The sequence below is a fragment of the Megasphaera hominis genome (assembly GCF_014269395.1).
GTDB classification, from domain to species: domain Bacteria; phylum Bacillota; class Negativicutes; order Veillonellales; family Megasphaeraceae; genus Megasphaera; species Megasphaera hominis.
Genome location: NZ_JACOGK010000008.1, coordinates 1 through 26,402, shown reverse-complemented (window position 1 = coordinate 26,402; position 26,402 = coordinate 1). Strand labels below are relative to the sequence as shown.

General features: G+C 49.1%; 25 protein-coding genes. 1 reads left to right on the top strand and 24 read right to left on the bottom strand.

Annotation, left to right across the window (positions count from 1 at the left end; all coding sequences use genetic code 11):
- Window positions 1–255: 255 nt before the first annotated feature.
- The 16 genes from H8J70_RS12680 to nhaA form a co-directional block, all read right to left on the bottom strand.
- The gene (locus H8J70_RS12680; RefSeq protein ID WP_281386249.1) at window positions 256–378 is read right to left on the bottom strand and encodes a hypothetical protein; all 123 of its coding nucleotides are present in this window, start codon (window positions 376–378) and stop codon (window positions 256–258) included.
- A gap of 101 nt (window positions 379–479) precedes the next feature.
- Entirely contained in the window at window positions 480–1,988 is a 1,509-nt protein-coding gene (locus H8J70_RS03945; RefSeq protein WP_222433571.1) for a glucosyltransferase domain-containing protein, read from the bottom strand.
- A 166-nt stretch (window positions 1,989–2,154) separates the two neighbouring features.
- Window positions 2,155–3,159: an NAD-dependent epimerase gene (locus tag H8J70_RS03940; RefSeq protein WP_186502562.1), complete on the bottom strand. Its 1,005-nt coding sequence runs from the start codon at window positions 3,157–3,159 to the stop codon at window positions 2,155–2,157.
- Between the two features lie 11 nt (window positions 3,160–3,170).
- A complete protein-coding gene (locus H8J70_RS03935) occupies window positions 3,171–4,337 on the bottom strand; it encodes a nucleotide sugar dehydrogenase (protein WP_186502561.1) in 1,167 nt (388 codons plus the stop codon).
- Between the two features lie 193 nt (window positions 4,338–4,530).
- On the bottom strand, window positions 4,531–5,457 hold the full coding sequence (locus H8J70_RS03930) for a glycosyltransferase family 8 protein (RefSeq protein ID WP_246415258.1): 927 nt from the start codon (window positions 5,455–5,457) through the stop codon (window positions 4,531–4,533).
- Between the two features lie 71 nt (window positions 5,458–5,528).
- Window positions 5,529–6,584, bottom strand: coding sequence for a glycosyltransferase family 9 protein (locus H8J70_RS03925; RefSeq protein WP_186502559.1), 1,056 nt, complete (start codon window positions 6,582–6,584; stop codon window positions 5,529–5,531).
- A gap of 93 nt (window positions 6,585–6,677) precedes the next feature.
- Window positions 6,678–7,379, bottom strand: coding sequence for a glycosyltransferase family 25 protein (locus H8J70_RS03920; protein ID WP_222433570.1), 702 nt, complete (start codon window positions 7,377–7,379; stop codon window positions 6,678–6,680).
- Between the two features lie 145 nt (window positions 7,380–7,524).
- Entirely contained in the window at window positions 7,525–8,316 is a 792-nt protein-coding gene (locus tag H8J70_RS03915; RefSeq protein WP_186502557.1) for a glycosyltransferase family 25 protein, read from the bottom strand.
- Window positions 8,309–9,532, bottom strand: a complete 1,224-nt coding sequence (locus tag H8J70_RS03910) for an O-antigen ligase family protein (RefSeq protein WP_186502556.1) — start codon at window positions 9,530–9,532, stop codon at window positions 8,309–8,311. Before H8J70_RS03910 ends, H8J70_RS03915 begins: the two co-directional genes overlap by 8 nt.
- A 10-nt stretch (window positions 9,533–9,542) precedes the next feature.
- A complete protein-coding gene (locus tag H8J70_RS03905) occupies window positions 9,543–10,475 on the bottom strand; it encodes a glycosyltransferase family 8 protein (RefSeq protein ID WP_186502555.1) in 933 nt (310 codons plus the stop codon).
- Window positions 10,476–10,528: 53 nt separating this feature from the next.
- Window positions 10,529–11,284: a glycosyltransferase family 2 protein gene (locus H8J70_RS03900; RefSeq protein ID WP_186502554.1), complete on the bottom strand. Its 756-nt coding sequence runs from the start codon at window positions 11,282–11,284 to the stop codon at window positions 10,529–10,531.
- 9 nt (window positions 11,285–11,293) lie between these two features.
- Window positions 11,294–12,301, bottom strand: a complete 1,008-nt coding sequence (locus tag H8J70_RS03895; protein WP_186502553.1) for a VirK/YbjX family protein — start codon at window positions 12,299–12,301, stop codon at window positions 11,294–11,296.
- A 156-nt stretch (window positions 12,302–12,457) separates the two neighbouring features.
- Window positions 12,458–13,447 (bottom strand): glycosyltransferase family 2 protein, encoded by a 990-nt coding sequence (locus H8J70_RS03890; protein ID WP_186502552.1) that lies wholly within the window; start codon window positions 13,445–13,447, stop codon window positions 12,458–12,460.
- Window positions 13,440–14,651, bottom strand: coding sequence for an O-antigen ligase family protein (locus tag H8J70_RS03885; RefSeq protein WP_186502551.1), 1,212 nt, complete (start codon window positions 14,649–14,651; stop codon window positions 13,440–13,442). The genes H8J70_RS03890 and H8J70_RS03885 overlap by 8 nt, the downstream gene beginning before the upstream one ends.
- A 36-nt stretch (window positions 14,652–14,687) precedes the next feature.
- A complete protein-coding gene (locus H8J70_RS03880) occupies window positions 14,688–16,715 on the bottom strand; it encodes an LTA synthase family protein (protein WP_186502550.1) in 2,028 nt (675 codons plus the stop codon).
- Between the two features lie 192 nt (window positions 16,716–16,907).
- Window positions 16,908–18,068 carry a Na+/H+ antiporter NhaA gene (gene nhaA, locus H8J70_RS03875; RefSeq protein WP_186502549.1) on the bottom strand — a complete coding sequence of 387 codons (1,161 nt, stop codon included), beginning with the start codon at window positions 18,066–18,068 and terminating at the stop codon, window positions 16,908–16,910.
- Between the two features lie 86 nt (window positions 18,069–18,154).
- On the opposite strand from nhaA, the gene H8J70_RS03870 reads away from it, so the two are divergent.
- On the top strand, window positions 18,155–18,553 hold the full coding sequence (locus H8J70_RS03870) for a thioesterase family protein (RefSeq protein ID WP_186502548.1): 399 nt from the start codon (window positions 18,155–18,157) through the stop codon (window positions 18,551–18,553).
- Window positions 18,554–18,631: 78 nt separating this feature from the next.
- Here H8J70_RS03870 and H8J70_RS03865 read toward each other — a convergent pair whose 3' ends face one another.
- The 8 genes from H8J70_RS03865 to H8J70_RS03830 all read right to left on the bottom strand — a co-directional run bounded on the left by H8J70_RS03865 (window position 18,632) and on the right by H8J70_RS03830 (window position 26,153).
- Complete coding sequence (locus H8J70_RS03865) at window positions 18,632–19,063, bottom strand: biotin/lipoyl-containing protein (RefSeq protein WP_186502547.1); 432 nt, start codon at window positions 19,061–19,063, stop codon at window positions 18,632–18,634.
- A 35-nt stretch (window positions 19,064–19,098) separates the two neighbouring features.
- Entirely contained in the window at window positions 19,099–19,539 is a 441-nt protein-coding gene (locus H8J70_RS03860; RefSeq protein WP_186502546.1) for a hypothetical protein, read from the bottom strand.
- 14 nt (window positions 19,540–19,553) lie between these two features.
- Complete coding sequence (gene mmdA / locus H8J70_RS03855) at window positions 19,554–21,083, bottom strand: methylmalonyl-CoA decarboxylase subunit alpha (RefSeq protein WP_186502545.1); 1,530 nt, start codon at window positions 21,081–21,083, stop codon at window positions 19,554–19,556.
- A gap of 259 nt (window positions 21,084–21,342) precedes the next feature.
- Complete coding sequence (locus H8J70_RS03850; protein ID WP_186502544.1) at window positions 21,343–22,557, bottom strand: MalY/PatB family protein; 1,215 nt, start codon at window positions 22,555–22,557, stop codon at window positions 21,343–21,345.
- A 130-nt stretch (window positions 22,558–22,687) separates the two neighbouring features.
- Window positions 22,688–23,557: a peptidoglycan recognition protein family protein gene (locus H8J70_RS03845; protein WP_186502543.1), complete on the bottom strand. Its 870-nt coding sequence runs from the start codon at window positions 23,555–23,557 to the stop codon at window positions 22,688–22,690.
- Window positions 23,554–24,495: a PHP domain-containing protein gene (locus tag H8J70_RS03840; RefSeq protein ID WP_343068683.1), complete on the bottom strand. Its 942-nt coding sequence runs from the start codon at window positions 24,493–24,495 to the stop codon at window positions 23,554–23,556. Before H8J70_RS03840 ends, H8J70_RS03845 begins: the two co-directional genes overlap by 4 nt.
- 179 nt (window positions 24,496–24,674) lie before the next feature.
- Window positions 24,675–25,787 (bottom strand): 4-hydroxybutyrate dehydrogenase, encoded by a 1,113-nt coding sequence (locus H8J70_RS03835; RefSeq protein ID WP_186502542.1) that lies wholly within the window; start codon window positions 25,785–25,787, stop codon window positions 24,675–24,677.
- 132 nt (window positions 25,788–25,919) lie between these two features.
- On the bottom strand, window positions 25,920–26,153 hold the full coding sequence (locus H8J70_RS03830) for a hypothetical protein (protein ID WP_186502541.1): 234 nt from the start codon (window positions 26,151–26,153) through the stop codon (window positions 25,920–25,922).
- Window positions 26,154–26,402: the final 249 nt, after the last annotated feature.

Here is a 26,402-nt window from a genome sequence, read left to right as displayed (position 1 = left end):
ATTGTAAATATTTCGTATATATTTTATAAACTCTTATCATTGTATCATGTTGATTGGCCCACTGTCACGCATATCAGCTGCCCTTCACAAATGAATCAGAAAGTATTTTTTACATAGACATACATCTGTCCATAAAAAAACTGCCTTATGAGAAATCATATCTCACAAGGCAGTTTATCGTTAAATTAACATACGATAATATTCTTTATACCACTTGGCAAAATTCCCCAAGCCTTCTTCGATGGTGGTTTTCGGCTAAAAGTCAAAATCCCGTTCCAGTTCTGTCATATCGGCGTAGGTCTGGTACATGTCGCCGTGGTTGTAAATCTGAATGGTTTTGCCGAGACGGATCTTGTTGGCAAATTTAAAGTATGCCATGTCCGGCCGGCCTAAGGGGCCAAAATAAAATTAGGAAACTGGAACTACGCCGAAGAAAGGGAAACTCTTCGCTTTTGTAGCTCTATAATAACCAGATAGTTTCATTCGCTTAGATATTGTATGATCAAGCTATTATCTTTTTCATATAATTTATAAAACTCATTGTTGCGAACTGGCGTAAGCGCCTGAATAGCTGCTGCATCCGCTCCCCCACTTTTTAATTTTACCGTTGAGGTTCTAAAGCAGGATAAATACTGCCCTCCCCAATACCAATTATTATTCATATAGATGGGAATCAGACGACTAAATAAGGGGCGTTTTTTCTTTGCCAGTATTAAGGCCTGGCTCTCAGGTGACGTACCAATAAAAGTCACTTCGTTAAATTTTTTCCCTTTCTGCGTTTCTATTTGATTGATATCATACACCAAATATGTAGCAACCTGAGTATTTATTTTATCCTGTTGTTTCAGGAGATTACCATAGTATGAGGAAAAGGATAAGGTACAAGCCAGTGATACTACGAGTAAAAAATAGAACCCTTTTTTTATTTCGCTCACATGATACAGCATAAGCCCCATAAAAAGAGCAAAAACAGTAAATGAAATCATTACGCGGGGAGCGATCACCGGTTCTTTTAAAAGCGTAAGTGTAAAAATAGTTGCTCCCAGTAACAGAAACGGTACCATCAATATGAATATAACAGAGACTAGTTTTATAGGTATTGATGTCCCTCGTCCCGTCCAAACCACCCATGATATATGCCCTAAGGCACCATATACTACCAACAGCAGTAACATTCCCATGATCCCGATAGTTACACTGTAGTCAACATATAGGGAGAAAAAAGCACTAATGTTGGCATACCATGTCTGAAGCCCTTGCCCTGATAAGGGATTCAATAGGCTGACATGAGCGCTGGCATACCCGTTATCGGACATATAATAGGGCACAACAATGAACCGATATAGTAAGCCGCCTAGGAGCATTGAAAAGGCACGTAACAATATCCGTTGTATAATAGCGTTTCCTTTCACTTTTGTGTATAGAAGCCAGACGCACTCTACAATAGCCAGGGAAATATACGCACCAGAGGCGGCCTGATAGAGGCAAAGAGATAGCAATACAGCAATGCAAGATGCAAGACATATTTTTTTATTGCCAAGTGAATCAGGCAAGGCAAAGAGTATCAGAAAAATACTTAGCGCAAGCATCATCCCTAGTGAATCATATTTGTACGATAAATTTTCCAGCATAAAAAGATTTAAATACCCGCACGCGGCAACACCAAATATTTTCAGAGCTGAAGCAGCTGGAATGATTTTCTTCGCGAAGAAAATTAACGCATAGTCGAGTACAATCGTTGCCAAGATTTGTATCCATGGCGACATGTCCATCAGAGGCTTTCCGTCACTCAGAATAATGCTCAGCAAGGAAACCAGCGGTCGTCCATCACCATCCCAACCGGTTCTCCCGGTTAACAGGCGCCCTAAATCATCAATATAGTAAAAATTAGCCAAAATAATAGGGAGCACATATACCAGCGAAAAGATTAAAAGATAGCAGAACGCTTTGAAATTTTCTCTGTCTAACGAAAAAGTTCGTATATTCATCAATATTGTTCCTTTTCTCATTTAGTTATTTACAACATGTATCATCATTACGTTACCTGGCATGATGAGCTGTTCTTCCATGTCATACATTCAGTTATAATTGGTCCGTATAGTAAGACTGCCTCATGAGGAAGTGAATTTCTCACAAGGCAGTCCTTTCGTTAAATTACATACGATAATATTCTTTATACCACTTGGCAAACTTCCCCAAGCCTTCTTCAATAGTGGTTTTGGGCTTAAAGTCAAAATCCCGTTCCAGTTCTGTCGTATCGGCGTAGGTCTGGTATACGTCGCCAGGCTGCATGGGCAGGTATTCTTTTTTTGCCGTATGGCCTAAAGATTCTTCCAGGACTTCAATGAAATGCATGAGCTTTTCCGGCCGGTTGTTGCCGATGTTGTAGACTTTGTACTTGTCGCCCAGTTCATTTTCTTTTGGCGGGTTGCAAAGCATGCGGACAATGCCGGTGACAATGTCGTCGACGTAGGTAAAGTCGCGGTACATGTCGCCATGGTTGTAAATCTGGATGGTTTCGCCAAGGCGGATTTTGTTGGCGAATTTAAAATATGCCATGTCCGGCCGGCCTAAGGGACCGTAGACGGTAAAGAAACGCAGGCCTGTGGCCGGGATGCCGTAGAGGTGGCTGTACGTGTAGGCCATGAGTTCGTCCGACTTTTTCGTCGCCGCGTAAAGGCTGATGGGATGGTCGACGTTATCCGTCGTCGAGAAGGGCGTCTTTTTCTGATTACCGTACACAGACGAGCTCGATGCAAACAACAGGTGTTCCGGCTGAAAATGGCGGCATGCTTCCAGGATATTGAAGAAACCAATGATATTGGAATCAATGTACGAACGGGGATTATCGATACTATAGCGGACACCGGCCTGAGCGGCCAGGTTGACGACGATGTCCGGGTGGTGTTCGTCAAAGGTTTGCTGCACCGTATCGGCATCGGCCAGGTCGCCTTGGATGAAGGTAAAGCCCGGCATATCGTTGAGGAGTTGCAACCGCGTTTCTTTGAGGGCCACAGCGTAATAATCATTGACGTTATCCAGACCGATGACGGTCATGCCCTGCTCCAAAAGCCGTTTGGAAAGGTGGAAGCCGATGAAGCCTGCGGCACCGGTTATGAGGACTTTCTTTTGTTTATCTAAGGGTTTAATGTCTGCCATGTCCTGCCTCCTTAATCGCGGTCAAAGAGATCGCGCGTATATACTTTATCCTTCACATCCATAAGTTCATCAGCCCAGCGGTTGGTGATGATGACGTCGCTCATTTTTTTGAATTCACCTAAGTCGCGAATGACCTTGGAATGAAAGAAATCGTCCGCATCAAGAGCCGGTTCATATACTACAACGACAATACCTTTGGCCTTGATTCGCTTCATGACGCCCTGAATGGCGGACGCCCGGAAATTATCGGAATTTTGCTTCATCGTCAGGCGGTAGACACCGACAATTTTGGGATTACGGCCGATAATTTCATCAGCAATATGGTCCTTACGGGTGCGGTTTGCCTGAACGATAGCGGAAATCAGGTTTTGCGGTACATCGTGATAGTTGGCTAAAAGCTGCTTCGTATCCTTCGGCAGACAATAGCCGCCGTAGCCGAAGGACGGGTTATTATAGAAATCGCCAATACGCGGATCGAGACAGACGCCTTTGATGATTTCCCTCGTCTTGAGCCCCCGGATTTCGGCATACGAATCGAGCTCGTTAAAATAGGCTACGCGTAAGGCCAGGTAGGTATTGGCAAAGAGCTTGATGGCTTCTGCTTCCGTCGAACCCGTAAAGAGCATGGGAATATCCGTAGTTTCTGCGCCAGCAGCCAGGAGATGGGCAAAGGTTTTAGCCCGTTCTGACCGTTCACCGACGACGATACGCGACGGATGCAGATTATCATACAAGGCTTTGCCTTCGCGGAGAAATTCCGGCGAAAACATGATATTTTCCGTGCCATAGCGAGCTTTGATTTCTTCCGTATAGCCTACAGGAACGGTCGACTTGATGACCATGACCGCATCAGGATTGATATCCAGCACTTCTTCAATGACTGCTTCTACTGAAGAGGTATCGAAGAAATTCTTTTTCGGATCATAGTTTGTCGGCGTGGAAATAATGACAAACGACGCATCCGTAAAGGCTTCTTTTGCATCCAGCGTCGCCTTAAAATGAATATCCGTACGCGCTAAAAAGCGGGAAATGTCTGCATCGATAATAGGCGAAACGCCCTGATTGAGCTTGCTTACTTTTTCCGCATCAATGTCCAGCGCGACGACGTCGTTGTGCTGGGCCAATAATAAACCGTTAGACAAGCCTACATAGCCTGTCCCGGCAATGGCGATTTTCATTTTCGTTCCTCCAATTATTAACATATACAGACATTATACCACATTTGTGTATCAGTATATCAAAAAGTCTATGAGTCTCTTTGTAACCGGAAGCAGTTACTATTTTCAGATACCTTATCCGCAGTTATTTACCAAACAAAAAAATCCAAGATGCATGCTTTCACAAAACATACATCTCGGATTTTTTAAATTTCTATAATTTGTAACGCAACCGCAACCAAGCATACCAGAACATGCCCCATATATACTCCATGAAGCTATCTTTTTTACGGTATTTCGCCCATTGCTTGAAATCGTGGTAGTTTTCCGGTTTCTTAATGGGCAGGGTATTGGTTATTGTTTCCCATGGCGACAGGGCGTTGTATGTTCTCCATTGCGGGTCAAAGGGCAGGAGTACCATTTGCCAGGGCTTGCGCCGGCCTGTCCAATGGATGATGACGCCTTTCCCCTCATCATCCTGGCCACCACCAAATTCGTTGTATTCCGATGGCAGGAAAAGATTTGTCCCGTCAAAAGTCAGGTTCAGCACATCCTGGCTTTGGCCCAGGAAGCGTTCGCGTGGCTCTTTTTGGAAGGAAAAAGCTTTTTCCGTTATGCCCTGTTTTTCCCATTCAGGAATATTGACAACCATAATCCCATCGTTAAAATATTTTCCATTTTTCAGCTTCAGGTACTCGCCCCGATAGGCGGCATCCTTAGGCCGTTCGGAAACGGCTCCCATAGCATAGCCAGTCATATCCAGGGAAAATAAAGGTGCCAATGAAGCGATAACCATGGTGTCAGCATCCAAGTAAACGTAACGGTCTGTCATATCCTTTAAAACTTTCGGCATATAGATGCGGCCGTAGGTGATGCGGGAAAAGCGGGCTACCTTGACGTGGAAATCCTCGAAGGGTGCCATATTGAGCTCGTATAGAATGCAGCGGCAATGCCATTTTTCTGCCAGTTGACGAACCTTATCCCTGTTTTCCTGGCTATAGCCATCGGTGAACAAATGAAAGACTAAAGGATGATCCTGATTATTTTCTAAAACGGAAACGATGGAGGCGCCCATAATGGTAAAAAAAGGATCGTTTACGTTGTAGGTAATGTGCCAAGGAGTACTTTCTGAATCCTGCAAAAAATTAAAGTCCTCTTTCTTGGCAATAAAGTTTTCTAAGGCAAAGAAACCTGACTCAAATGTTTTCATGATCAGTTCAACACGCTTTCTATGGCTTCTTGGACCATGGGTATAGTAAGGACATCGACACAGTCTGTTTTAGGGCAACGTTTAGGACCGGCACAGACATATTTTCCCGAACAGGGCGCATGACCACTGACACAGAGGGAACGAGGTCCCGGTGCCCGATAAAGGGTCGGGGAATTATGGGTAAAGAGCGTAATAACGGGACAACCGGCCACACCGCCTACGTGTGCCGTGCCTGTATCCAAACTGAGTAAAAGATCCATGTGGGACAAAAGTCCGGCCAACTGCTGGAAAGACGATTTGCCAATGAGATCGACAACCTGGTCAGGTCGTTCTATGCCTTTCAGGATTTCTTTCGCCCGTGCCTCATGACTGGGAATCCCTGTCAGATATACGCGTGCACCATACGTGTCGATAAGCCAGTTACAAATATGGCTGAACTTTTCTGCCGGCCAATCCTTCGTAGGACTACTGGACTGAATGCACAAGGCAACGTGCTTTGGGGCCGGATGCCGGGTCATTAAGTCCGCGCACCAAGCCTCTATCTCCTGCGTAAAGGGCTTAAACCTGGGTGATACGTATTGGCTGTCTGCATCGTGAAAATAGAGGCGCAGCATTTGCTGAAAATTTGCTGACAGGCTATGTACCTCAAACTCCCAGCCTGGTGGTAAGGGCAGATCCTGTGTATATAGCATTTTTTCCCAGCCCAGTTTCCAGCCCAGGCCCTGTTCCATGCTGAGGCGCACAGGCATACGGGCAAGCCATTTCATGAGTGTTACCCGTTCACGGGGGTCCAGGGAGATGCCCAAGTCAAACTTCTCGCGTCCCAAATTTCGGGCAATACGAAATACATCGCGCGTGCCGCCACCGCTCTTATAGGCATAGGGAATCACCCGGTCCACACCGTCGAGCATCTCTGCCACAAAGGCCAAATCTGCCGTCGCTAAATATACGATTTCCGCATCAGGACAGTGTTTGCGCAAAACAGGCAATACAGACGCCGTCATGAGCATGTCACCCATATGCATGATGCCATCGAGAAAGATTTTATGGTACGTCATTTTGATTGTACTTCCTTATCGTAATAGAGTTCCTGGATGTGATGCCACAAACGTTTTGTCTGCATGAGTAATTTCTCTTTACCTGACATTTGGCTATAAAATTCGTTCATGCGTTGCTGCTTTATTTTTTTTCACATACGCACGATCTTTTTCTATTCGCGGTGCAATCTTATCAATAATAGATTCCTGGGCCGTTTTCTCGTCAAGATGTACAAGTCTATTTTCTGTACAATAAATATTTAAAAGGTTTAACTTGTAGTACTGAGCCCAAGCGTCAATTTCCATACGAGGCGGACTTTGTACTCGTAACATATTTTCTGCAGCCTTCCGATTGATGACATAACCGTGTGATGCTGTTCCACCTAGTGTACGTAAAATGAAAGGTCGACCGCTCTTATAAATAACAGGATGCGTATGAGCTACAGTTTTATATAAAATCAATACAACTGGATCCGTGTGGGATTCCATAAAGCTTTGAATTTCCGGCAAATCTTCAAAAAATAAATCTGTCAAATAAGAATCATCTTCAAAGATAAACACGTAAGGTTCATGGCTTTTCAATAACTTTTTATAAATTCCAAGATGAGATAGTATACAACCAACTTCTCCTAAACTCATGAAGCCTGTGTCCACCTTCATATTTTTAAGTTTTTCTGATGGCAATTTATTCCCCATGACAGCCTCAAAGAATTGTGGCTCTAATCCATGCGCTTTAAAATTGGCTAAAACAGTTTCTCTACGTTCGTGAGCATTGGGAGCACTAATTACATAATGGAAAAAACCACTCACTTTCATTTTCCTCCGTCCATACTTTATTTATACAAATGTCCATTAGAATCCAGTCTTTAATTAATCACGGAACTCATGCCTTGTTATTAAAATACCGGATAGTATCTCTGCTTCAACAAAACTCCCCAAAATGCACCAAGACCATATTCACTTATTTTGCAGGTGTCTCCTTATCATAGTAAAACTCTTGAATATGTCGCCAAAACCGCTTCCCCTGAATGAGTAATTTTTCATCTAATGAAAGATGATTATAAAATTGCTGCAACCACTGCTTTCTCATCATTTTTAAATATTTCGAATCTTTCATTTCGCGTGAATCAATTGTCTCAATAAGAGAATCTTTAGCATGCAGTTCATTAAGTTTAACTAACATTTCTTCCATACAGTAAATATTTAACAAGTTTAACTTCATATACTGCGCCCACGCATCAATTTCTATTTTTGGAGGGTTTTGCAGTCGTAAAATATTTTCTGCGGCCTTTCGGTTAATAACATATCCATGTGCACATGATCCCCCTAAAGCTCGAAGAATGAATGGTTTATTGTCTTTTGCCACCACGAGTTTTGTGTGAGCTATGGCCTTATACAAGAGAAGTACCATTGGTTCTGTATGTGTGTCCATAAATTTTTTTAAATCTGGCAGATCATGAAAGAAGTCATTCGTGAGATAAGCATCATCTTCAAAGACAAAAACGTAAGGTTTCTGACTATCAAGCATCTTTTTATAGATTGCTAAATGAGATAATGCACACCCCATTTCCCCTAAGCTCATAAGCCCCGCATCTACGTCCAGTACTCGTAACTGCTCTTTGGACAATGCATTCCCTAAGATTGCTTCAAAGAACTGTGGCTCTATTCCGTGCGTCTGAAAGTTTGACAAAATAGACGCTCTTCTATCCTCTGCATTTTTTGCACTGATTACATAATGGTAAAAATTACTCATCAGTCTTTCCCCCATTAGACTGTTTCAATTTATTATGCGTACAACTAGCTAAGGTAATGCCCCAAAAAGTAAAATACAAATGGAGTTCATATTTTGCATAAAACGTATTATCTACCATACCATGAACAAGCAGAAGCCCTATACAGTACCAAAGCATCCCATAGGGAATCAGATTTTTCGGATATTTTTTGGTCAAATAGAGCAACAATAGCAGATTGCTGCCTAAAAATACCAAATATCCGGCGCCGCCCAAGGTTCCTGTGCCGGAAAAGAAGTTGGCCACATTATTATGCGGCAAGGTCAAGGTTGGTTCATGCGCGCCCGGTAAAATGTAATGGGCCTGATATTCCTTGTTCCAGCGGTCAAAGCCTACGCCGTATACCTTATGATCTTGCCACATATGGTAGGCAGAGTGAAGCAACAATACCCGTTCATTATCATACGAGCGTGTTTGATACGTATTGGTAAAGGCGTAAAAGCCACTCCCCGACACGGCTAAGATCAGGCAAAAAACAATTGTCCGCAGAGGCATTTTCCAGGTTTTCTTATGCGTCAACCATGCATATATGGCAACAGTTAAAAGGCCTACGCCAAAGCCTGCCGTACCACCACGTGATTGAGCCATCAATAGGGTGCCCGTCATAAAGACAGCCGTACACCCGAAAAGCAGGGTATAGAGTATCCTTTTCTTTCCTTCTCCGCTACGCCAATGGTGAAATGTTGCTAAGTATAAGAAAGGCAATAATACTTCAAGCGTCATGGACATATGATTATACGATGCAAAAGGTCCACGCAAACGTTCATATATGTGTCCGGCCAGGATAGCCTGCAACGGATAATAAGCCAAAACCCAGCTGCCACCCAAAAGGCCCCACTGGAAGGATGACCAGTCATGATTGGCCTTTTGAAAGCCAAAATACGTTACCCAAACAGGAAGTGAATATGCGATAAAGTTCCTGGCAGTCCGCATAGATCCTGCATCTCCCGTCAGAAAAGATGCCAAGGACACCATTGCCAAGAAAAAAATGTAAGGGCCAAAAAAGCTTAACGGTGGCAATGCAAACTTCTCTTTTTTTCTTAAAAACCAGATAAGCAGAACTACGATCAAGCCTGCACTAATGCTGAATCCGGCATTCCACTTTGTGCTACAGACAAACAGTACAAATAAATTTAAGGCCACACTAAGCAGATTTTCCCTATTGATGCATATCTTCATGTTACACTCCCTATGACAATATTCTTTCCCACATCTTCGCCACTTTCATCCGGAATTCCTGGCGTCCAATCGATTTCCCTTTCATATCGGCACTCGGTTGCGGCATCGCCACATCGGCAAAGGCCGTTTCTTTCAAGACGTCGTAATAGCGCTCGTTAAAAGCCCCGTCCCGTTCAAATTCCCAGGGCTTATAGCGTCCGGCCCAATGAAAGACGGCCGGATGTTTGGCTGCTTCTATCGCCTTATGGCGCCAGTTACTATGAGTGAGCACCTTCAGGGGCAGCGTAAAGATGGGCGGAATGACATTCCAGCGCAGGGGCAAGGCCTGCCAATTGTCTTTAAAAACCAGGTTCAGTCCGTCCTGATCGTGGTGGCGGAACGCACCTTGGGCTACTTTTTCCAATACCTGCTGGCCGTAGTGATGGCTTCGCCAGGCTGCAAGGTCCAATACCATGACGCCGGAATTAAAGTACAAATCTCCTGCAGGAATGCCCAGGGTTGCTTCCTTTTGCTTTACCATGCGTTTGGAGCAGAGAATACCCAGGTCTGGTACGGCCGCCATGGGTTTGCCTTCCAGAGGCGTATGCCAAAGGGTTTCTATATCATCCAACACCAGCAAATCTGTATCCAGATATATCACTTTCGTAACGTTTTCCGGCAGGAGCTGGTCCAGCATGAGACGCAAATAGGCCGCCCGGTTGATATGGCCGCTCGTATGGGCCTGGATGGCAATGTCACCGGTAGCAATAAAGGAAATCTTTCCCTGGAGACGGGTAACGGTAGCCGTAATGGCAGCTTCTTTTTCTTTTGATATATTGTCGCTCAAGAAATATACGTGTACAGGGCAGCCCCTTTGGTGCTGCAGCAAAATCGACGCACAGGCTACGGCACCATGCTGGGCATAGCGGTCATCGGCGGCTACGGCTACGGCTATTTCATCCATACAATTCTCCTCATTTCCAGTATTACGTACACAGGGATACGCATTCCCCTGCCTTATTTTTGTTTCATCCGTTGCTGTTCATGTAATTTCAGGTATTTCATGGTTTCATAAAAAAAGTGATGGCAGCACATAAAGACGCCCATCCAGCCATCGAGGAAGCCCAAGCGGCCGAAAAACATCTTGAAAAAGCCCCCCAAGCTATGGAGAAAGACGCCGCTCAAGGAAATGCGCCGTCCCCGTTCATAGGCTTCTTCTGCCCAAATGGACGTATACTGCATGACCTTCCCTTCCCACTGGGCCCACGAGCGATACGTGTAATGCTCCAAATAGCCCGGCAATTGTACTAAGGGCAGGTCGCATTCCGGGTGTTCGTGTACGGGATTGACCCAGGTCACAGCCGTGCGCGGAAAGAGGCGGGCTACGTGGTCCGGCTTCAAAACGCCGTGATTGAATTTCGTGCCAAAAGCGACGGATTTACGGGTTACGCTGTATTGCTTGGCTTCGTTTGCAGCGATGACCTGCTCTACGGCCTGCGCCAGGTCCGGCGTAATGCGTTCATCGGCATCGACGTAGAAAACCCAGTCAGCCTCGGTCTGCGTCAGGGCAAAGTTACGCTGGGCGGCGAAGTCATTGGTCCAGGCCCGGAAAACGACGCGGGCGCCATGAGCCTTAGCCAATTCGACCGTACCATCCGTACTGCCCGAATCGACGACGAGGACTTCCGTGGCGCAGGCTTTGGCCGCTTCGATGGCATCGACAATATTGACTTCTTCGTTTTTCGTTAAGATGATCACGGCTAATGAGTTCATAACGGCTCCTTACTCCTGCGTTTTAGGCGCTTCAATGGGATCGTAATCAGCTGGCTTTTCCGTAATGGCCGCTTCGTCGATGGCCGACGGCGTAGGCCGGAAATCGTCACGGAAGAGCTCTTTTACGTGTGCAATGTAATCAGGGATGATGTCATCCATGAGGAGATAGCGTTTGCGGAAGAGATTGCGCTTGCGCGAAGGGATATCGTCGTATTTGCGGCGTTTTTCCGTAATCGGCATTTGCCAGTAGAATTCTTCCGACGGCGTCGCTTCGGCACCTTCTTCTTTCCAGAATACATCGAGGCTGGTTTTCTTGCTGCGGTTACCGCGCAGGATATGGCTATTCGTATAAAAGCCTGCATCGGTAATGGCATAGAGGTCTTTAATGCCCAAAGTCTGCGTAAAAATACGCAGCAAATAGAGGATAAAATTCTTCGGCCGGTAGCCAAAGAGCTTTTTCGTGATTTCCTTTGTCAGTTCCAGGCCTTCTTTCGAACCCTGGAGGGTACCGATATAAAGGGCCGGTTCGCCGGCTTTATTGTAATCAAAGCGGAAATTGAAATGATAGAGCATATCTTCACGGCTATAGAGATAGAGGGACAAAAAGCCTTCCTTACGCTGGCCCGTATCAAAAATAAGCCGTACCTTCAAGGGATTTGCTGCATCCTGGGACTGCCACAGGGTATAGCCTTTGCCCCAATAGATTTCTTTGATGACGTCATCAGAAAAGAACTGGCGCAAAATGGTAAAGTGATGCTCCACTGCGTCCAGGCGCTGGCGCATGGTCGAGTTTTTAAACAAGAAGACGCGCGTCATGACTTCCTGGAAATCCGGATCATGGGTTTCCAAAAAGCCTTTCATAGGCGGATATTGATCAAAGAAGGTATATAATTCTTCAAAAAGAGCGCGGTTGGAAATGGCTCTGACGAAGAAGACGACGGCCCGCTTATTTTCCTTAAAGTTACGTGGTCCATAAATGCCACGGGAGACGTTCCAAAAATGAGATATGCTGTGCATCGATCCGTTCCTTTCTACTTGCTATTACGATGTGGCAGGCAGGGTTTTCCTGCCTGCCGGCATGGGTGCTGGTGTTACGTATTAGAGTATATCATTTTTTCATAGGACTGACTACTTTCCGTGCTTACCAGACAGCTAATACTCTGTAAATTCTTCTTACTCTCTGCCCTTGCGGCTGACGAGAAGCTTCTTTTTGCCGAAGTGATAGTGAAACAGGGAGGCCAGGAAATAGGAACTCGTATAGGTCTGGTATTCCAGCTTCTTGAAAAAGCCCAGCTTTTGTCCCTGCAAAAATTGCATGAGGTCCCAGCCATAGGAAGACCGCGTTTCTTCGTAGAGGTCACGTTCCCGGTGCTTTACGGCATAGCGCAGGAGGTCCAGGACGGAACGGATGTAATTACGGTAGGCTGCCTGCTCCAGGTCTGTGCCGGCTTTTACGCTTTCCTTCATGCGCCAATAGATGCGTTCATTGACGCGGAAATTGCCGTCCCACGTAGCAAACGTATCCTGCCAGGACAGGCCATCCTCATGCTGGAGATAGTGATAGAACACATTATCTACAAAAGCCACCTTATGGGCGTTAAAAAAGGCCATCGTGACGAAGAGCTTGTCTTCCAGGAAGGAAATGGTGTCGTCAAAATGCGTATCGCCAATGACGTCACGCGTAAAGACCTTATTGAGGATACTGTTGATAGAGCAGCCCCGCTTTGTAAGACAGGTCAAGGGCTGGTCTGAGACAGTGACCGATTTTTCTGTATAGGCTGTAGGCATATAGGCCGTTTCCCGGACCATGCGGCAATTGACAATATCCGCATGTTGCCGCTTCATGACGGCCAGCATGGCTTCATACATGCGGGCGTCGATGCAGTCATCGGCGTCGACAAAGGCAATGTATTTGCCCTTAGCTTCATGCAGGCCAAGGTTACGGGCCGCGCTGGCGCCGCCGTGTTCCTTAGTGAGAACGCGCACGCGGGTATCCTTAGCCGCCGCTGCTTGGCAAACTTCCAGGCTTTGATCCTGGGAGCCATCGTTGATGAGAAGTACTTCAAGATTCGTATAGGTCTGCCCCAAGATAGCTTGCAGGGTCTGAGGCAACGAGGCCGCATCCTGATAGACAGGCACAATAACACTTAATAAATCATTCAATCGGATCAGCCTCCTTTTCCGAAAAGGCTATCGTTCCCAGACAGAGGCCCCACAAGAGCCAATAGAACTGTAACAGCGGGCGGCCAAAGAAGGTATCGTCCAGGAACCCAAAAATATATACTGAAAGGAGTGCCAAACTCAGGCTGGCCAGCCAGGGAAAGGCACGTTGTTTGCGCCGGTACACGTTCCGTAAGCAGGAGATGATTTCCTTGCCCTGCCAAAGGATGAGACAGAGGAAGCCGGCGAAACCGATGAGACCGGTTTCCGCCATACTCTGCAGATACACGTTGCCTGGCGAAGGCCTACGCACGGTACTACTGGGATTGTGCGCAGCATAGGTGGTTTCGTATACGTTACTCCAGTTCCCCATCCCGATGCCAACGAGAGGATGCTCCCGGACTATGTCAAGACTCGTTTCTGCTAGATAGATGCGGTTGGCCCGGCCAAGCTCGCGGCGCACGCTCTGAGACATATAGGCCGGGGAAATGCTGGCCACGCCCAGGCAGGCAATGACGACGGCTGCCCCCATAAGCTTGAGGGATACCAGGTCCCGGCAGTGATAGACGAGCCCGGCCAGAATAACACAGCCAATGGCAAAGGTAAGATAGCCATTGCGGGAGCCCGTGCAGATAAGCATGATCATGGCCAGAATGCAGAGAACCAGGGAAAGGATACTGCGCGAACGCAGATGATAGCGGTACTTCACAGCACCAAAGAACACGATCGGCACCAAAAGGGTCAAGAACCCTGCCAGCGTCTGCGGGCTGTCAAAAGGGCCGGACAGGCGCCGGTCCTGCCAGCCTGGATGGATGAGCACGACCAGGCAGAGCCAAATAAGGGCTGCCATGACACCGTACCAAATAGCATGATAGGTCTTCGTGCCGGGCCGCATCATAAGCACAGCCAGCAAAAACGGAGCCAGGCAGGAAATATAGGTAAGAAGCAAAGTCACGCTCCCGCCGTTGAAGGGCACTGTAATACAAGCCGCCACCAAGGCAATCGCGATGACCTGCAAACTTTGTTTGAAATGACGGCCTCTGATGACCGGCCCAAGAAAGGGCTCATGGTACTGACGGCAGAGCACTACATACAAAATAGCGGCAAGGGCCATGACCATGCCTGACGACACGCCACAGCCGGCTACCAGCAAAAACAGGGGCAACTGGCGAATCCAGTCCCGCTTACGGGTCACTATTTCTTTCATTTTTTCCGCTCCCCATACAAGGTCGCGACAGGCTTACTAGTTGAGCAGGTCTGGCACGGACTGCAATAATTCCGGATGCTGCAAAATATAGGCAGACAAACTCTTTTCGGCTTCACATTCGACAGCAAAAGGTGTCGTCCCGCGGATGACATCGTCCCCTCTGACAGCGCTGAGCTTCTGGTAATACTGTTCATCACAGCCGCCGACGAATTCATTCGTTGCCCAGTGATAAGGCGTCACACACTGCGTTACCGGTTCCGTCAGAGACGAAAAGAGGGAATAATACGTAAAGCCCTGAGGCGCAATGAGTTCCATGATAGTCGGCAGGATATTCATATGACCACCGATGACGTTATTTGCCAAGGAGTCCTTGTCGAGGTTCGGATGCTGGAACATGAGGACCGGCGAATGGAGCTCCCGAAAGGTATATTCCCGCTTCATGAAGGACGTGTGCTGTAATTCTGAGCAATGGCAGCCATGGTCGCCGGTAACGATGAAGAGACTATCCGGATAGAGCCGTTTCATTTCGTCGATAAAATCGTTAATCGCCTTGTCTGAATACCAGAAAGCGCCAAGAATCTTAGGAATGATTTTTTCCTTCAGCACGTCATCCTTTACGTTCAGTATTTTTTCAGCTTCAAAGCCCAGCTTCTTCATAGGCATCTTGTAAGGGCCGTGATTGGACGTCGTATAGAGATAATGGAACTGTAACGGAGCCTGATCGGCCTGAATCATCTCCCCTGCTTTGCCGAGGAAAATGTGGTCATAGACGCCGACCCATGAGCGCGGCGCGTCAGGATCGCAAATATCCGTGGCCGAATAGGCATGATCAAAGCCGCAGGCCGGCGCAAAATGATTGAAGTTGCCATGGGCCATGCTGCCGCCGTACCAGTAATTCGTTTTGTAGCCAAGTTTCCGCAGCTGTACGGGCATAGACGTCGGCAAGGTCCCCTGCCAGAATTGTTCCCGTTCGTTCAGTTCTAACCCCGCATCAAAAATCCCCAGCATGAGGCTGACGATAGAGGGACGGGAAATGATCCCTGCCGAAAGGGCCGTGCGGATCCACGCCGTATGGGGATCGTCCATAAACGCCTTGCCCCGGTCGGCAACGTGCAGATCGGCAAAGGCCGGGTCGAAATACTGCTGGGAGTAGCTTTCACCGACGATGAGGAAAATATGAGACGGCAATTTCATCTTCGGCCCCTTGGCGACATGCGTAAAAGCTTTGAGGGCGTCGTCATAAGACGCTACGCTGCCGCCCTTTGCTTCGATGAGGGGCTTAGCCAGTTCCAGATTTTCTTTGTCGCTCCGCTGCATCGTTACGCCCAGGCGCTGCCGCTTGAGAAGCTTTAAGGCGATGAGATCGTCCACTGTCGCCTTGGACAGGAAGGGATCGTCTTTGACGATATCGGGAATCGTATCCCATTCGGGCTTATCGTCGTGCATGAACGTGCCGCCGTAACGGAAGAAATAGAAGAACGCAATGAGAGCCAGGACGATGACCGTGTTGAACACATAGGCCCAGGCACCGGCAAAGTGCGGATAGGCCAGCACCGGCGTGTGCAAAATGCCGTAGATGCCGAAATAGACCAGGATGGCATAGGGAACGATGCAGGCCAGGCGGCGGGCACCGTGATACTGGTTGAAGAAGACATCGACGAGGTTGTTCTTTTCTGCCTTCTCCCCTAAGAAAACGATATTATTGAAAATATCGTGGAATTGCGCGTAAAAAATCTGCTTGCCAATGAAGGCCAAGTATATAGCCATGGCATAGATCATGCCCAGGACCAGGCGGATCTTATCACCGTGAGCGGCCCAGGGAGCAAAAAATAAACCCGGCAGTGTCACGACTACCAGGGACAAGACGAACACGTAGGCGTTGATGTCCATGCCCCACCAAAAGCCGAAGCGGAAGCACTGGAATAAAGCCTTCCCCTTCCCTTCAAGGGATCCGTCGGGCTTTTGCGTAGCAATGAAGATAGCCCGGAAGATAGCACACAAAATGGGAAAACAAATGAATAATTTGAGATCCTGCTGGGCTCCTAAAAAGAATTGTTCAAACATGCCTTTACCTCTCTTTTATCCATCCTGTCTGGAGCGATTCAGGCCGCTCCGGCAGGATATGAACTTGCTCCCACAGGGCCGTCAAAAACACCGGCGTACGGAAGTCTTTTTTGCATTACACATTATATTATTTTACCATACTCACACCGTCAAGTACAGATTTTACGCCTATGTACAGCCCTGCCGGGGCCATCAGAGGCGCTTTAGGACGAGGGCGCCGGCAATACCGGAGAGGACGGAGGCGCTGACGATGGCAAGCTTGGCCGTATTGAGGCTGCCTGCGTCGGGAAAGGCCAGGGCGGCGATAAAAAGAGACATGGTAAAGCCAATGCCGCCGAGCATGCCGGCGCCGAGGAAGTGGCCCAGCTTGACGCCGTGCGGCAACGAGGCAATGCGGCTTTTGATAAGGATCCAGGTCATGCCGAAGATGCCAATAGGCTTGCCGAGGAAGAGGCCGGCCAGGATGCCCAGGCTGATGGGCGAAGCAAAGGTGGCCATACTGCTGCTGATGAGGGAAATGCCGGCATTAGAAAGGGCAAAGATAGGCATGACGCCGTAGGCTGACCAGGGCGTAAGCCGGTGCTCCACCTTGCTGAGGAGACTCTTGGCATGGGTTGCTTCTGTGCCGGCCGGAATAGACAGGCCCAGGATGACGCCGGCAATGGTCGGATGGATGCCGCCGCGCAGGAAAAGGTACCAAAGGATAAGTCCTCCTGCGAGATACAAGGGAAAGAAGGAAATCTCTTTCTTGCAGGCCAGAAATAAGAGGGCCATGACGACGAGGCTGGCCAGAAGCAGGGATAGCTGCAGCGCTGACGAGTAAAAAATAGCAATGACCAGAATGCCGCCTAAGTCATCGACGATGGCCAAGGCCGTGAGGAAGACGACGACAGCCCGCGGTGCCTTCGGCGCAGCAAAGGCCAGGATGCCTAAGGAAAAGGCAATATCCGTCGCCATCGGCACGCCCCAGCCGCTGATGGACGGCAGGCCCATATTGAAGGCAGCAAAAAAGAGGGCCGGCACAGCCATACCGCCGGCAGCAGCGGCAATGGGCAGAATCGTCGCTGACGGCGATTTCAGTTCGCCAAAGAGGAATTCCCGTTTGATTTCCAGGCCGATGACAAAGAAGAAAATCGCCATGAGGCCGTCGTTAATCCAATGCAGTAACGACATAGACAAAGGTCCTAAGGCAAGTTCCGTGTGTAACAAACGCTCGTAGACAGGGCCCAAGCTCGTATTGGCAATCAGCATGGCTACGACAGCACAGACGAGGAGTGTCATGCCACTAGAGGCTTCCTGCTGAAAGAAATTCGTTACCGCTCGTTTCACTTTTCTTTGTACTTTTTTTCTCATATGCCCTTCCTTTCGGTATTAAAAATTGCGTCGCCGTGTTACAATAAATGCATAGTGCCAAGAGGCACGCATAAGGAGGTACCACCATGGATTTCACACTTACATTACAGTCTTCTGCCGAAACGACAGAAAAAGTCACCGATGCCAATACGGCTATCCAGTTTGCCAGCGGCACAGCACCGGTATACGCGACACCGGCCTTAGTCGGCCTCATGGAACACGCAGCAGTCCTCGCTTGTGATTCCCAGCTGCCTGAAGGCTACGGCACGGTTGGCATTTCCATGAACGTCAAACACGTTTCGGCTACGCCCGTAGGCATGACCGTCCGCGCCAAAGCCGTTCTCACGGAACAGGACCGCCGCAAGCTGGCCTTTTCCATCCAGGCTTGGGACGAAGCCGGTCTCGTCGGCGAAGCCACACACGAACGCTTCATCATCGAATCGAAGCCTTTCGTAGAAAAAGCCCAGAGCAAGCTGGCCAAATAAGGCATCTGATAAAAAAACTGTATCCTGCGGAGTCGTTTAGGGCTTCGTGGGGATACAGTTTTTTTGTGTCCTTCGTTTTTACTGGATAACGACGAGGGTATCGCCGGTTTTTACGTTATCGCCTACCTGAACGCGCAGGTCATAGACCTTGCCATCGCCAGGAGCCATAATGTCGTTCTGCATCTTCATGGCTTCGAGAACGACGAGTACATCGCCCCGTTTGACGTCGGCATCATTCTGCGTCTTCACGGCAGAAATCTTGCCCGGCATGGGGGCCTTGACGACCGTTGCGCCTTCGGGAATGGGGCCGCGCGGTGCTACTGCTTCTGCTGCCGGAGCCGGAGCCGCTTTAGCTGCCGGGGCTGCCGGAGCAGGTGCTGCCGGGGCCGGAGCCGCTTTGACTACGGGAGCAGCCTGTACAGGAGCTGCTGCCGGGGCACTGGCTACGCCCGTTTCTTCTACTTCTACTTCATACGCCTGTCCGTTTACGGTTACTTTAAATTTTCTCATTATCTATTCCTCCTGGAGCCTAGTTTCGATCTATTTTATCGCATGCCGGCTAAACGGCCTGCCATAACCCAATTGTGACTGCGGCTGTGGCGCTGCTGGGGCCGGATGCTGCGAATGGCTGCGGGATCATAGCCGCAGGCAGCGACGGCTGCCATGATGACGGCGACAATTTCCGGCGAAAGTTCTCCCTCCGTAGCCGCTGCTTCGGCTGCCGCTTTTGCCGTTTCCGGTGCGGCCGCAGCTGCCGGGGCTTCCTCAGCCTGGGCAGGTGTTTTTTCCTCAGCTGCTACGGCAGGCGCTGCCACTTTCTGTGCCTGCAGTTCTTCTAGGAGACGCGTCAATTCTTCATTTTTTTGCTGCAGTTCATGTACCCGTCCGTTGACGGCCTGAAGACGGTTGGACAAGGTATACCAAACCAAAACGACCAAGAGCGCCAGGGCAACGAGGGCAATGATGACGAGATTTGTTTCTTCCATAATCTGCCCCCTCCTTACAACGGAATATTGCCGTGCTTCTTATGCGGCCGTTCTTCCCGTTTGCTATAGAGCATAGCCAGGGCGTTAATGACCTGCGGCCGTGTATTTTTCGGTTCGATAATGCAGTCTACATAGCCGTGTTCCGCAGCTTTGTAGGGCGTCAGGAATTCGTGCTTGTATTCTTCCTTCTTCTGTTCTTTTTCCGGATCGTTTTTGAAGATGATATCGGCTGCGCCATCAGGACCCATGACGGCGATTTCCGCTGTAGGCCAAGCGTATACCATATCGGCACCGAGCTGGCGGCAGCACATGCCGATGTAGGCACCGCCGTAGGCTTTACGGACGACGACCGTAACCTTGGGCACGGTGGCTTCGCAATAGGCATAGAGGAGCTTTGCGCCGTGGCGGATAATGCCTTCGTGTTCCTGGTTCGTGCCCGGCAAGAAGCCCGGTACGTCGACAAAGGTGACGACAGGGATATTGAAGGCATCGCAGAAGCGGACAAAGCGGGCTGCTTTGTCAGACGCATTGATATCGAGGCAGCCAGCCAGGAATTTCGGCTGGTTGGCAATGATCCCTACGGTCTGGCCGTCGAAACGGGCAAAGCAGGTGATCATGTTGAGGGCATAGTTTTCAAGAACCTGATAGATATTGCCGTCATCGACGCAGGCACGCAGGACGTCGAGCATGTCGTATGCAGCCGTATCGCTGTCCGGCACGATGGAATCGAGGCTTTCGTCTGTCCGGTCAGGACGATCTGACGATTCTACGACCGGTGCTTCTTCCATGTTGTTGCTCGGCAGGAAGTCTAAGAGGGCTTTGATCTTATTGATGCAATCCGTTTCATCTTCGCAGGCGAAATGAGCTACACCGGAAACGCTGCTGTGCGTCTGGGCACCGCCCAATTCTTCTGCCGTCACTTCTTCCATAGTAACGGATTTAATGACCTTCGGGCCTGTAATGAACATGTTGCTCGTGTTCTTGACCATGAAAATAAAATCCGTCAGGGCCGGGCTGTACACGGCACCGCCGGCACAGGGCCCCATGATAACGGAAATCTGGGGAATGACGCCGGAAGCCATGGTGTTGTTCATGAAAATACGGCCAAAGCCGGACAAGGCGTCGACACCTTCCTGAATACGGGCACCGCCGGAATCGTTGATGCCGATAATAGGCGCACCCATCTTGAGGGCCATTTCCTGGACCTGGCAGATCTTGTGGGCGTGCATTTCGCCAAGCGATCCGCCTTCGACAGTGAAATCTTCCGCATAGGCGAAAACGAGACGGCCGTGGACATTGCCATAGCCCGTTACGACGCCGTCGCCGGGGATTTCTTTCTTTTCCATACCGAAATTGGTGCAGCGATGCTTGATGAACTGGCTGATTTCCGTGAAGCTCCCTGCATCAAAGAGCAGATTGAGCCGTTCCCGGGCCGTCATCTTTCCTTTTTCGTGCTGCTTGTCAATCTTCTTTTGACCGCCGCCCATTTCTATCTTTTCGAGCTTTGCTTTAAACTGCTCGATCTTTTCTTGCACTGTTGCCATAAGGCACCTCCCATACATTTATTACATAGATTTTTATTATATCATATTTCCTGCTGTCTTTCGACATAACTCTGTTTTATTATAATACATTTTTCACATAGAGAAAAGGATACAGGCCTGATGCATAAGAAAAAGACTATTTATTTGCCAGCGTCTCTTTTTCTCATGTGTGTATTTACCTAAAAGTTTTAAGAAATACTACGCCTGCAAGAAAGACAAAAAGAGCATATACAAGGTGTACATACTCTTTTTGCTATATTTATCTTTCTTTGATGGCCTTGACGATCCGTTCCATCCCCTTTTGGATAATGGAACGCGGCATAGCCAGGTTGAGGCGTACGTAGCCCTTGGCGTTGCCGACGAAGAGGGCGTCGCCGCCTTCGAGGAGGACCCCGGCCTTATTGGCCATGAAATCAGGAATATCCGGCACATCAGCGAGGTACGGATTGAGATTAACCCAGGCCAGATACGTAGCTTCAGGAATCACATAGGTTACCTTTTCCAAATCCCTGTCGAGAATATCCTTGACGAGCTGGAAATTGCCGTCCAAATAGGTCTTCAGCTGATCCAGCCATTCTGCGCCGTAGCGGTACGCCGCCGTATGCGCTGCAATGGACAAGGGATTGATATTCATGGCGTAAGAGTTCGTATAGGCAATGTACTTCTGACGCAGCTCCGCATTGCGGATGATCATTTCAGCAAACATGAGGCCGGCCATATTGAAGCACTTCGATGCCGACGTGCAAACGATGAGCTTTTCGTAATCCGGCATGATCTTGGCCATGGGGATATGGTGTACGCCCTGGCGCAAAATATCGCAGTGAATTTCATCGCTAATGATCCAGAGATTGTATTTTTCTACGATGGCTGCGACGTGACGCAATTCGTCTTCTGTCCAGACGCGGCCCGTCGGGTTGTGCGGATTGCACCAAATGAGGACCTTGGCAAAGGGATTGGCGCAGGCCTTTTCCAAATCACCAAAATCGATATGCCAGTTGCCCAAGCCGTCGCTGATGAGGGGCGTATGGATGGCCCGTTTATGCCGTTCGTCAATGGCATGCTGGAAATAGCCGTACGCCGGCGTATGGATAATGGCGTAGTCGTTGTCGCCCAAAAGCATATCCGACAGCGTGTACAAGCCGGGAATAATCCCTAAGGAGAAACAAATTTCTTCCTTTGGGTAGGTCCAGCCGTACATCTTCTGGTTCCAATCGTTGTAGGCGTCATAAAACTCCGGTTCAAAAACCTGGCTGTAGCCCAGGATGCGCTGGTCGGCCCGGTCCTTAATGGCCTGGATAATAGCCGGGCACATGGCAAACTCCATGTCGGCTACCCACATGCGGACGAATTCGTCGTCCTTGAAGGGGAATTTCTTCTTGCCTTCAAAATCATGAAAAATATAGCCACGGAAACCGTCTGTATTGAGGGCATTCGTGTGATAGCGGTTTACAATTTCGTCAAAGTTATATGGCATGCGTGTCGCACTCCTCTCGTAGGGCCGCGTAAAGCCGGCCTATGGTTATAACTCATTATAACATATATGCATGAGACAAGACAGAAAAAAGCAGATACAAAGAAGGACTTTCTTCGTATCTGCTTTCGCTTTAGTTCCCCATATTAGCCTGGACAGGTACGTCTCTGGCAACAGACGTATCGGCCGGTGCTTGAGGCTGTTTGTGCAGCTTGAGGATGTGCGTATCCTTAAACCGGTCGACGAGGAGCTGGGCTTTGACGTCGGCCCGCAGCTGCGGCAAGAGGGCGTAAAGGTTCTTGCCCGGGCAGTCCGTATCGTTCAGGTCGCGGTGACCGACGATAGTCGTCGCACTTGGTTCGATGTGGTAAATCCGGCACAGGGCCGTGACGAGTTCCGTCAGCGATTCCAGCTGCGCTTTCGTCGGGATTTCCTTATCGAAGTTCCCTGTTACATTGATACCGACGGTATGGTAATTTTCCCCATAGGCGTGGGCACCGACTGTAGCCAAGGGACGGCCCCGTTCGATGAGGCCGTTCTTGCGGATGACGTAGTGATAGCCAATACCGGCCCAGCCGTTGGCCAAATGCGCCCGGTGAATGGCCGCAGCCGACGTATCGCCATCAGGCACGCCGACGTGGTGGATGACGATCGTATCGGTCTTAGGCCGTACCAGCAAGGGTTCGCTAAACTGGAAATTCGTTTCTTCAATAGGCAGTCCTTCTGCAGGTGCGGCATCCTTGGCCGGATCGTAAACGGGCAGGCTTGGTGCCGCCGCCTTTGTATTATTCCCTTTGGCCTTGGGATTCGTCGTACCGGCCTGCGTAGCAGGATCGCTCTGCGCCCCTTTTTGCGCAGCCGTACTCGTCTGCAAAGGCTGCATGGCCTTTACGGGCACTGCCACGCGGACGGTCTTTGTGTCCTTCGCCAGGCCTCCTTGAGGCAGGCAGGCCACGAGGGCGCAAACACAGACGCCCAACAGGATACCGATTTTTTTCTTCATCTTAAATCGCTTCTTTCTCTCTTTGGATAGATGCCGCCGCGGCCGCTGATGACGGCGCACAGCCTGTCGTACACGTCCTGCGGGCGGGGATGGCTGTACCGGCCCAAGTCGATGTTGGGCTTTGTACGGTGGCCGTGGTAATCACTGCCTAAGGTCGCTATGAGGCCATATTGTGCAGCCATACCGGCGTAAAAGGCAGCCGTTTCGCTATCATGATAGCTGCAGTACGCTTCAATGCCGTCAATGCCCGTAGCAATGATCGCCTCTGTCCGCTCCCGGTCCTGCCCCATGTTGGCGCCGGGATGGGCCAGGACGGCTGCACCGCCGTGTTCCTGAATGAGCGCTACAGCTTCTTCAAAGGTGATCACTTCCATGGGAACGTTGCAGGGCTTGCCTTGGGCACAAAAGTCCCAGCCGAAATTAACGTACGGCGTATCGCTGCGGGCTCCGCCGGGCCGGTACGGCGCCAGGAGCTCGTTTTCGTCGTTGCGCGGATCCGCCAAGGCCGCCCGGGCAATGAGAACGGAACCGATGGAACCGTTGACAGAAAGAGCCCAGACCTTGTCCGAATCGACAGCAATGCCAATGCGCCGTACGGCTTCGATCATGGCTTCGCTATGGCTTTTCCGCTGGTCCTGCATGGCCTTTTCCAGTTTCACAAAGGCCGGTGCGTCGTAATGGATGCCATAGCCCAAGAGGTGGAACATTTTCCCCGCATGGGTACAGGAAATTTCAATTGCCGGGAAATACGAAAGGCCCAGGCGTGCAGCTGCCCTTCCGGCCTCTGCATTGCCTGCGACGGCATCGTGATCCGACAAGGCCATAGCCTGCACGCCCGCAGCAGCGCACTGCGCTACGATTTCCGTCGGTGTATATTGTCCGTCCATACTGTAAGACGAATGCATATGCAAATCCAGCCACGTTTCCAATGACGTCACACTCCTTCAAAAAAAATTAAAACTACCGGCACGCCGGTTCTATCTATACAGCCGGTTTTCTCATCAACGTGTAGTCCTAAGACGTGCCTTATTATAGCTCTTTGTCAGCTTCCTTTCAACAAAAAAACCTGAAACAAGCATCGTGCTTCAGGTTTTTCGTATAGTCAGTTCTTATGTGTTTAGTACAAGCTTTGGTAAATGCCCAGTACTTTGTCATAATCGAGGGGTACGAAATTGTGCTTCATAAGGCGTCCCTGATTTTCCATGACCGATTTGGCGAAAACCGGCAATTCTTCTTCTTTGACGCCGTATTCGTGGAGAGCCTTCTTGGGCAGGATGACGTTGAGGAGCTTTTCCAGTTCTGTGTAGACGTGAGCCGGTTCGCAGCCTAAGATATCGGCAATGAAGCGATTGAGCTTGGCAATTTCCCCATCGGACTTGATAGACATGTAGCAGTTCATGACACCCGTAAACATGGCGTAGTTCGATTCACCATGCGGCACGTGATACGACGCGCCCAGGGGATAGCTCATGGCATGAACGGCAGCACAGCCCGGCACGCTAAAAGCAATACCGGCCCAGTTGCTGGCCATGAGGAAATCCTTCATAAGAGGCAGCCGTGCTTCCGGCCCATGGTCGCGAATCTGCAAATAGCCTTTCAAAATCCGTTCGATTGCCTCGTAGCTAAAGGTACGGAAGCTGGCCGTTCCATCAGGAGACAAGGCCGATTCTACAGCGTGCACGAGGGCATCGATAGAGCTCGTAGCAAAGACCTTCATAGGCAGCGTTTGGAGCAGCGACGGAATGAGCACCGCCTTGTCGGCATACAGCGCTTCATCGGCAATGCCCTTCTTCGTATGACGGCTAATGAGAGCCATGACAGACACGTTCGTCACTTCACTGCCCGTACCGCACGTCGTCGGCACGAGGATCAGCTCCTTCCCCTTCACCGGTTCGATGTTGCCATCGAAAAGATCCAGCACAGGACTCACCTGCTTCAGACAAAAAAGCTTGCACAAATCGAGGATCGTACCGCCGCCAATCCCGATAATGCGCGTTACATCCTTAGGCATATCCCGGTATATAGCCTCTGCCATCTCATCAGACGGTTCGCCGGCACCGTACTTTTCCTGGAACAATACATGGCACGGTAAATCAAGGCCTTGAAAATGGGGATCGTAAATATACTCATTTGTCACGATCAAATCATGTTCACCAATCTGTACATCTTCTACGAACTCCCGCACCGTATCATACGAATAGATAGCCGGCTTTAACTGCAACTCAATCATTTCTAAGATCTCCTTTATATGAAATTGTACCGCTCACAAACATCCCTAAGCCCTAGTATAGCAACGTCCCAAAGGACAATCAAGATAAAACAGAGAAAAAAACAGGCCATTTGTGCAGTATGAATGGAATTTTCACAATGAGAAAACGGAGATGGAATTTTTATATGCTAAAGGAGATACGAAACTAAAAGCAGCTCCGGTCAGCGTGCACGCCTCCGGAAAATCATTCCGGTTACAATAATTGAGTACGTACGTTACAAAATGCTGGGCAAATAACGTCGCCGCCGCTTCATTGTTTACCGTACCAATGGTTTTGGCTGCCGTGACAATATCAGCGACCGCAGTTTCCGCCGAAATGTAAGCCACCGCGCTCACCTCCTTCTTTCGAGCAATAAAAAAGGGAGTGTGACAAAATGCGAAAGCATTTTGTCCACTTCCTTTTTTTCATGCTCTTTTTCCTTTTTTAGAGAATGACCTTTGAAAAATGGGCGCAAAGCCCCTTTCCCCATAAAGCAGTATTTTTACAGTTTATGCGGATTTCTGCAAGCGTAGTTTTTTATTGTGATATTTATAGAGGTTATGTCCGATGGAAACCAGGAAAATCTCTAATCGAAC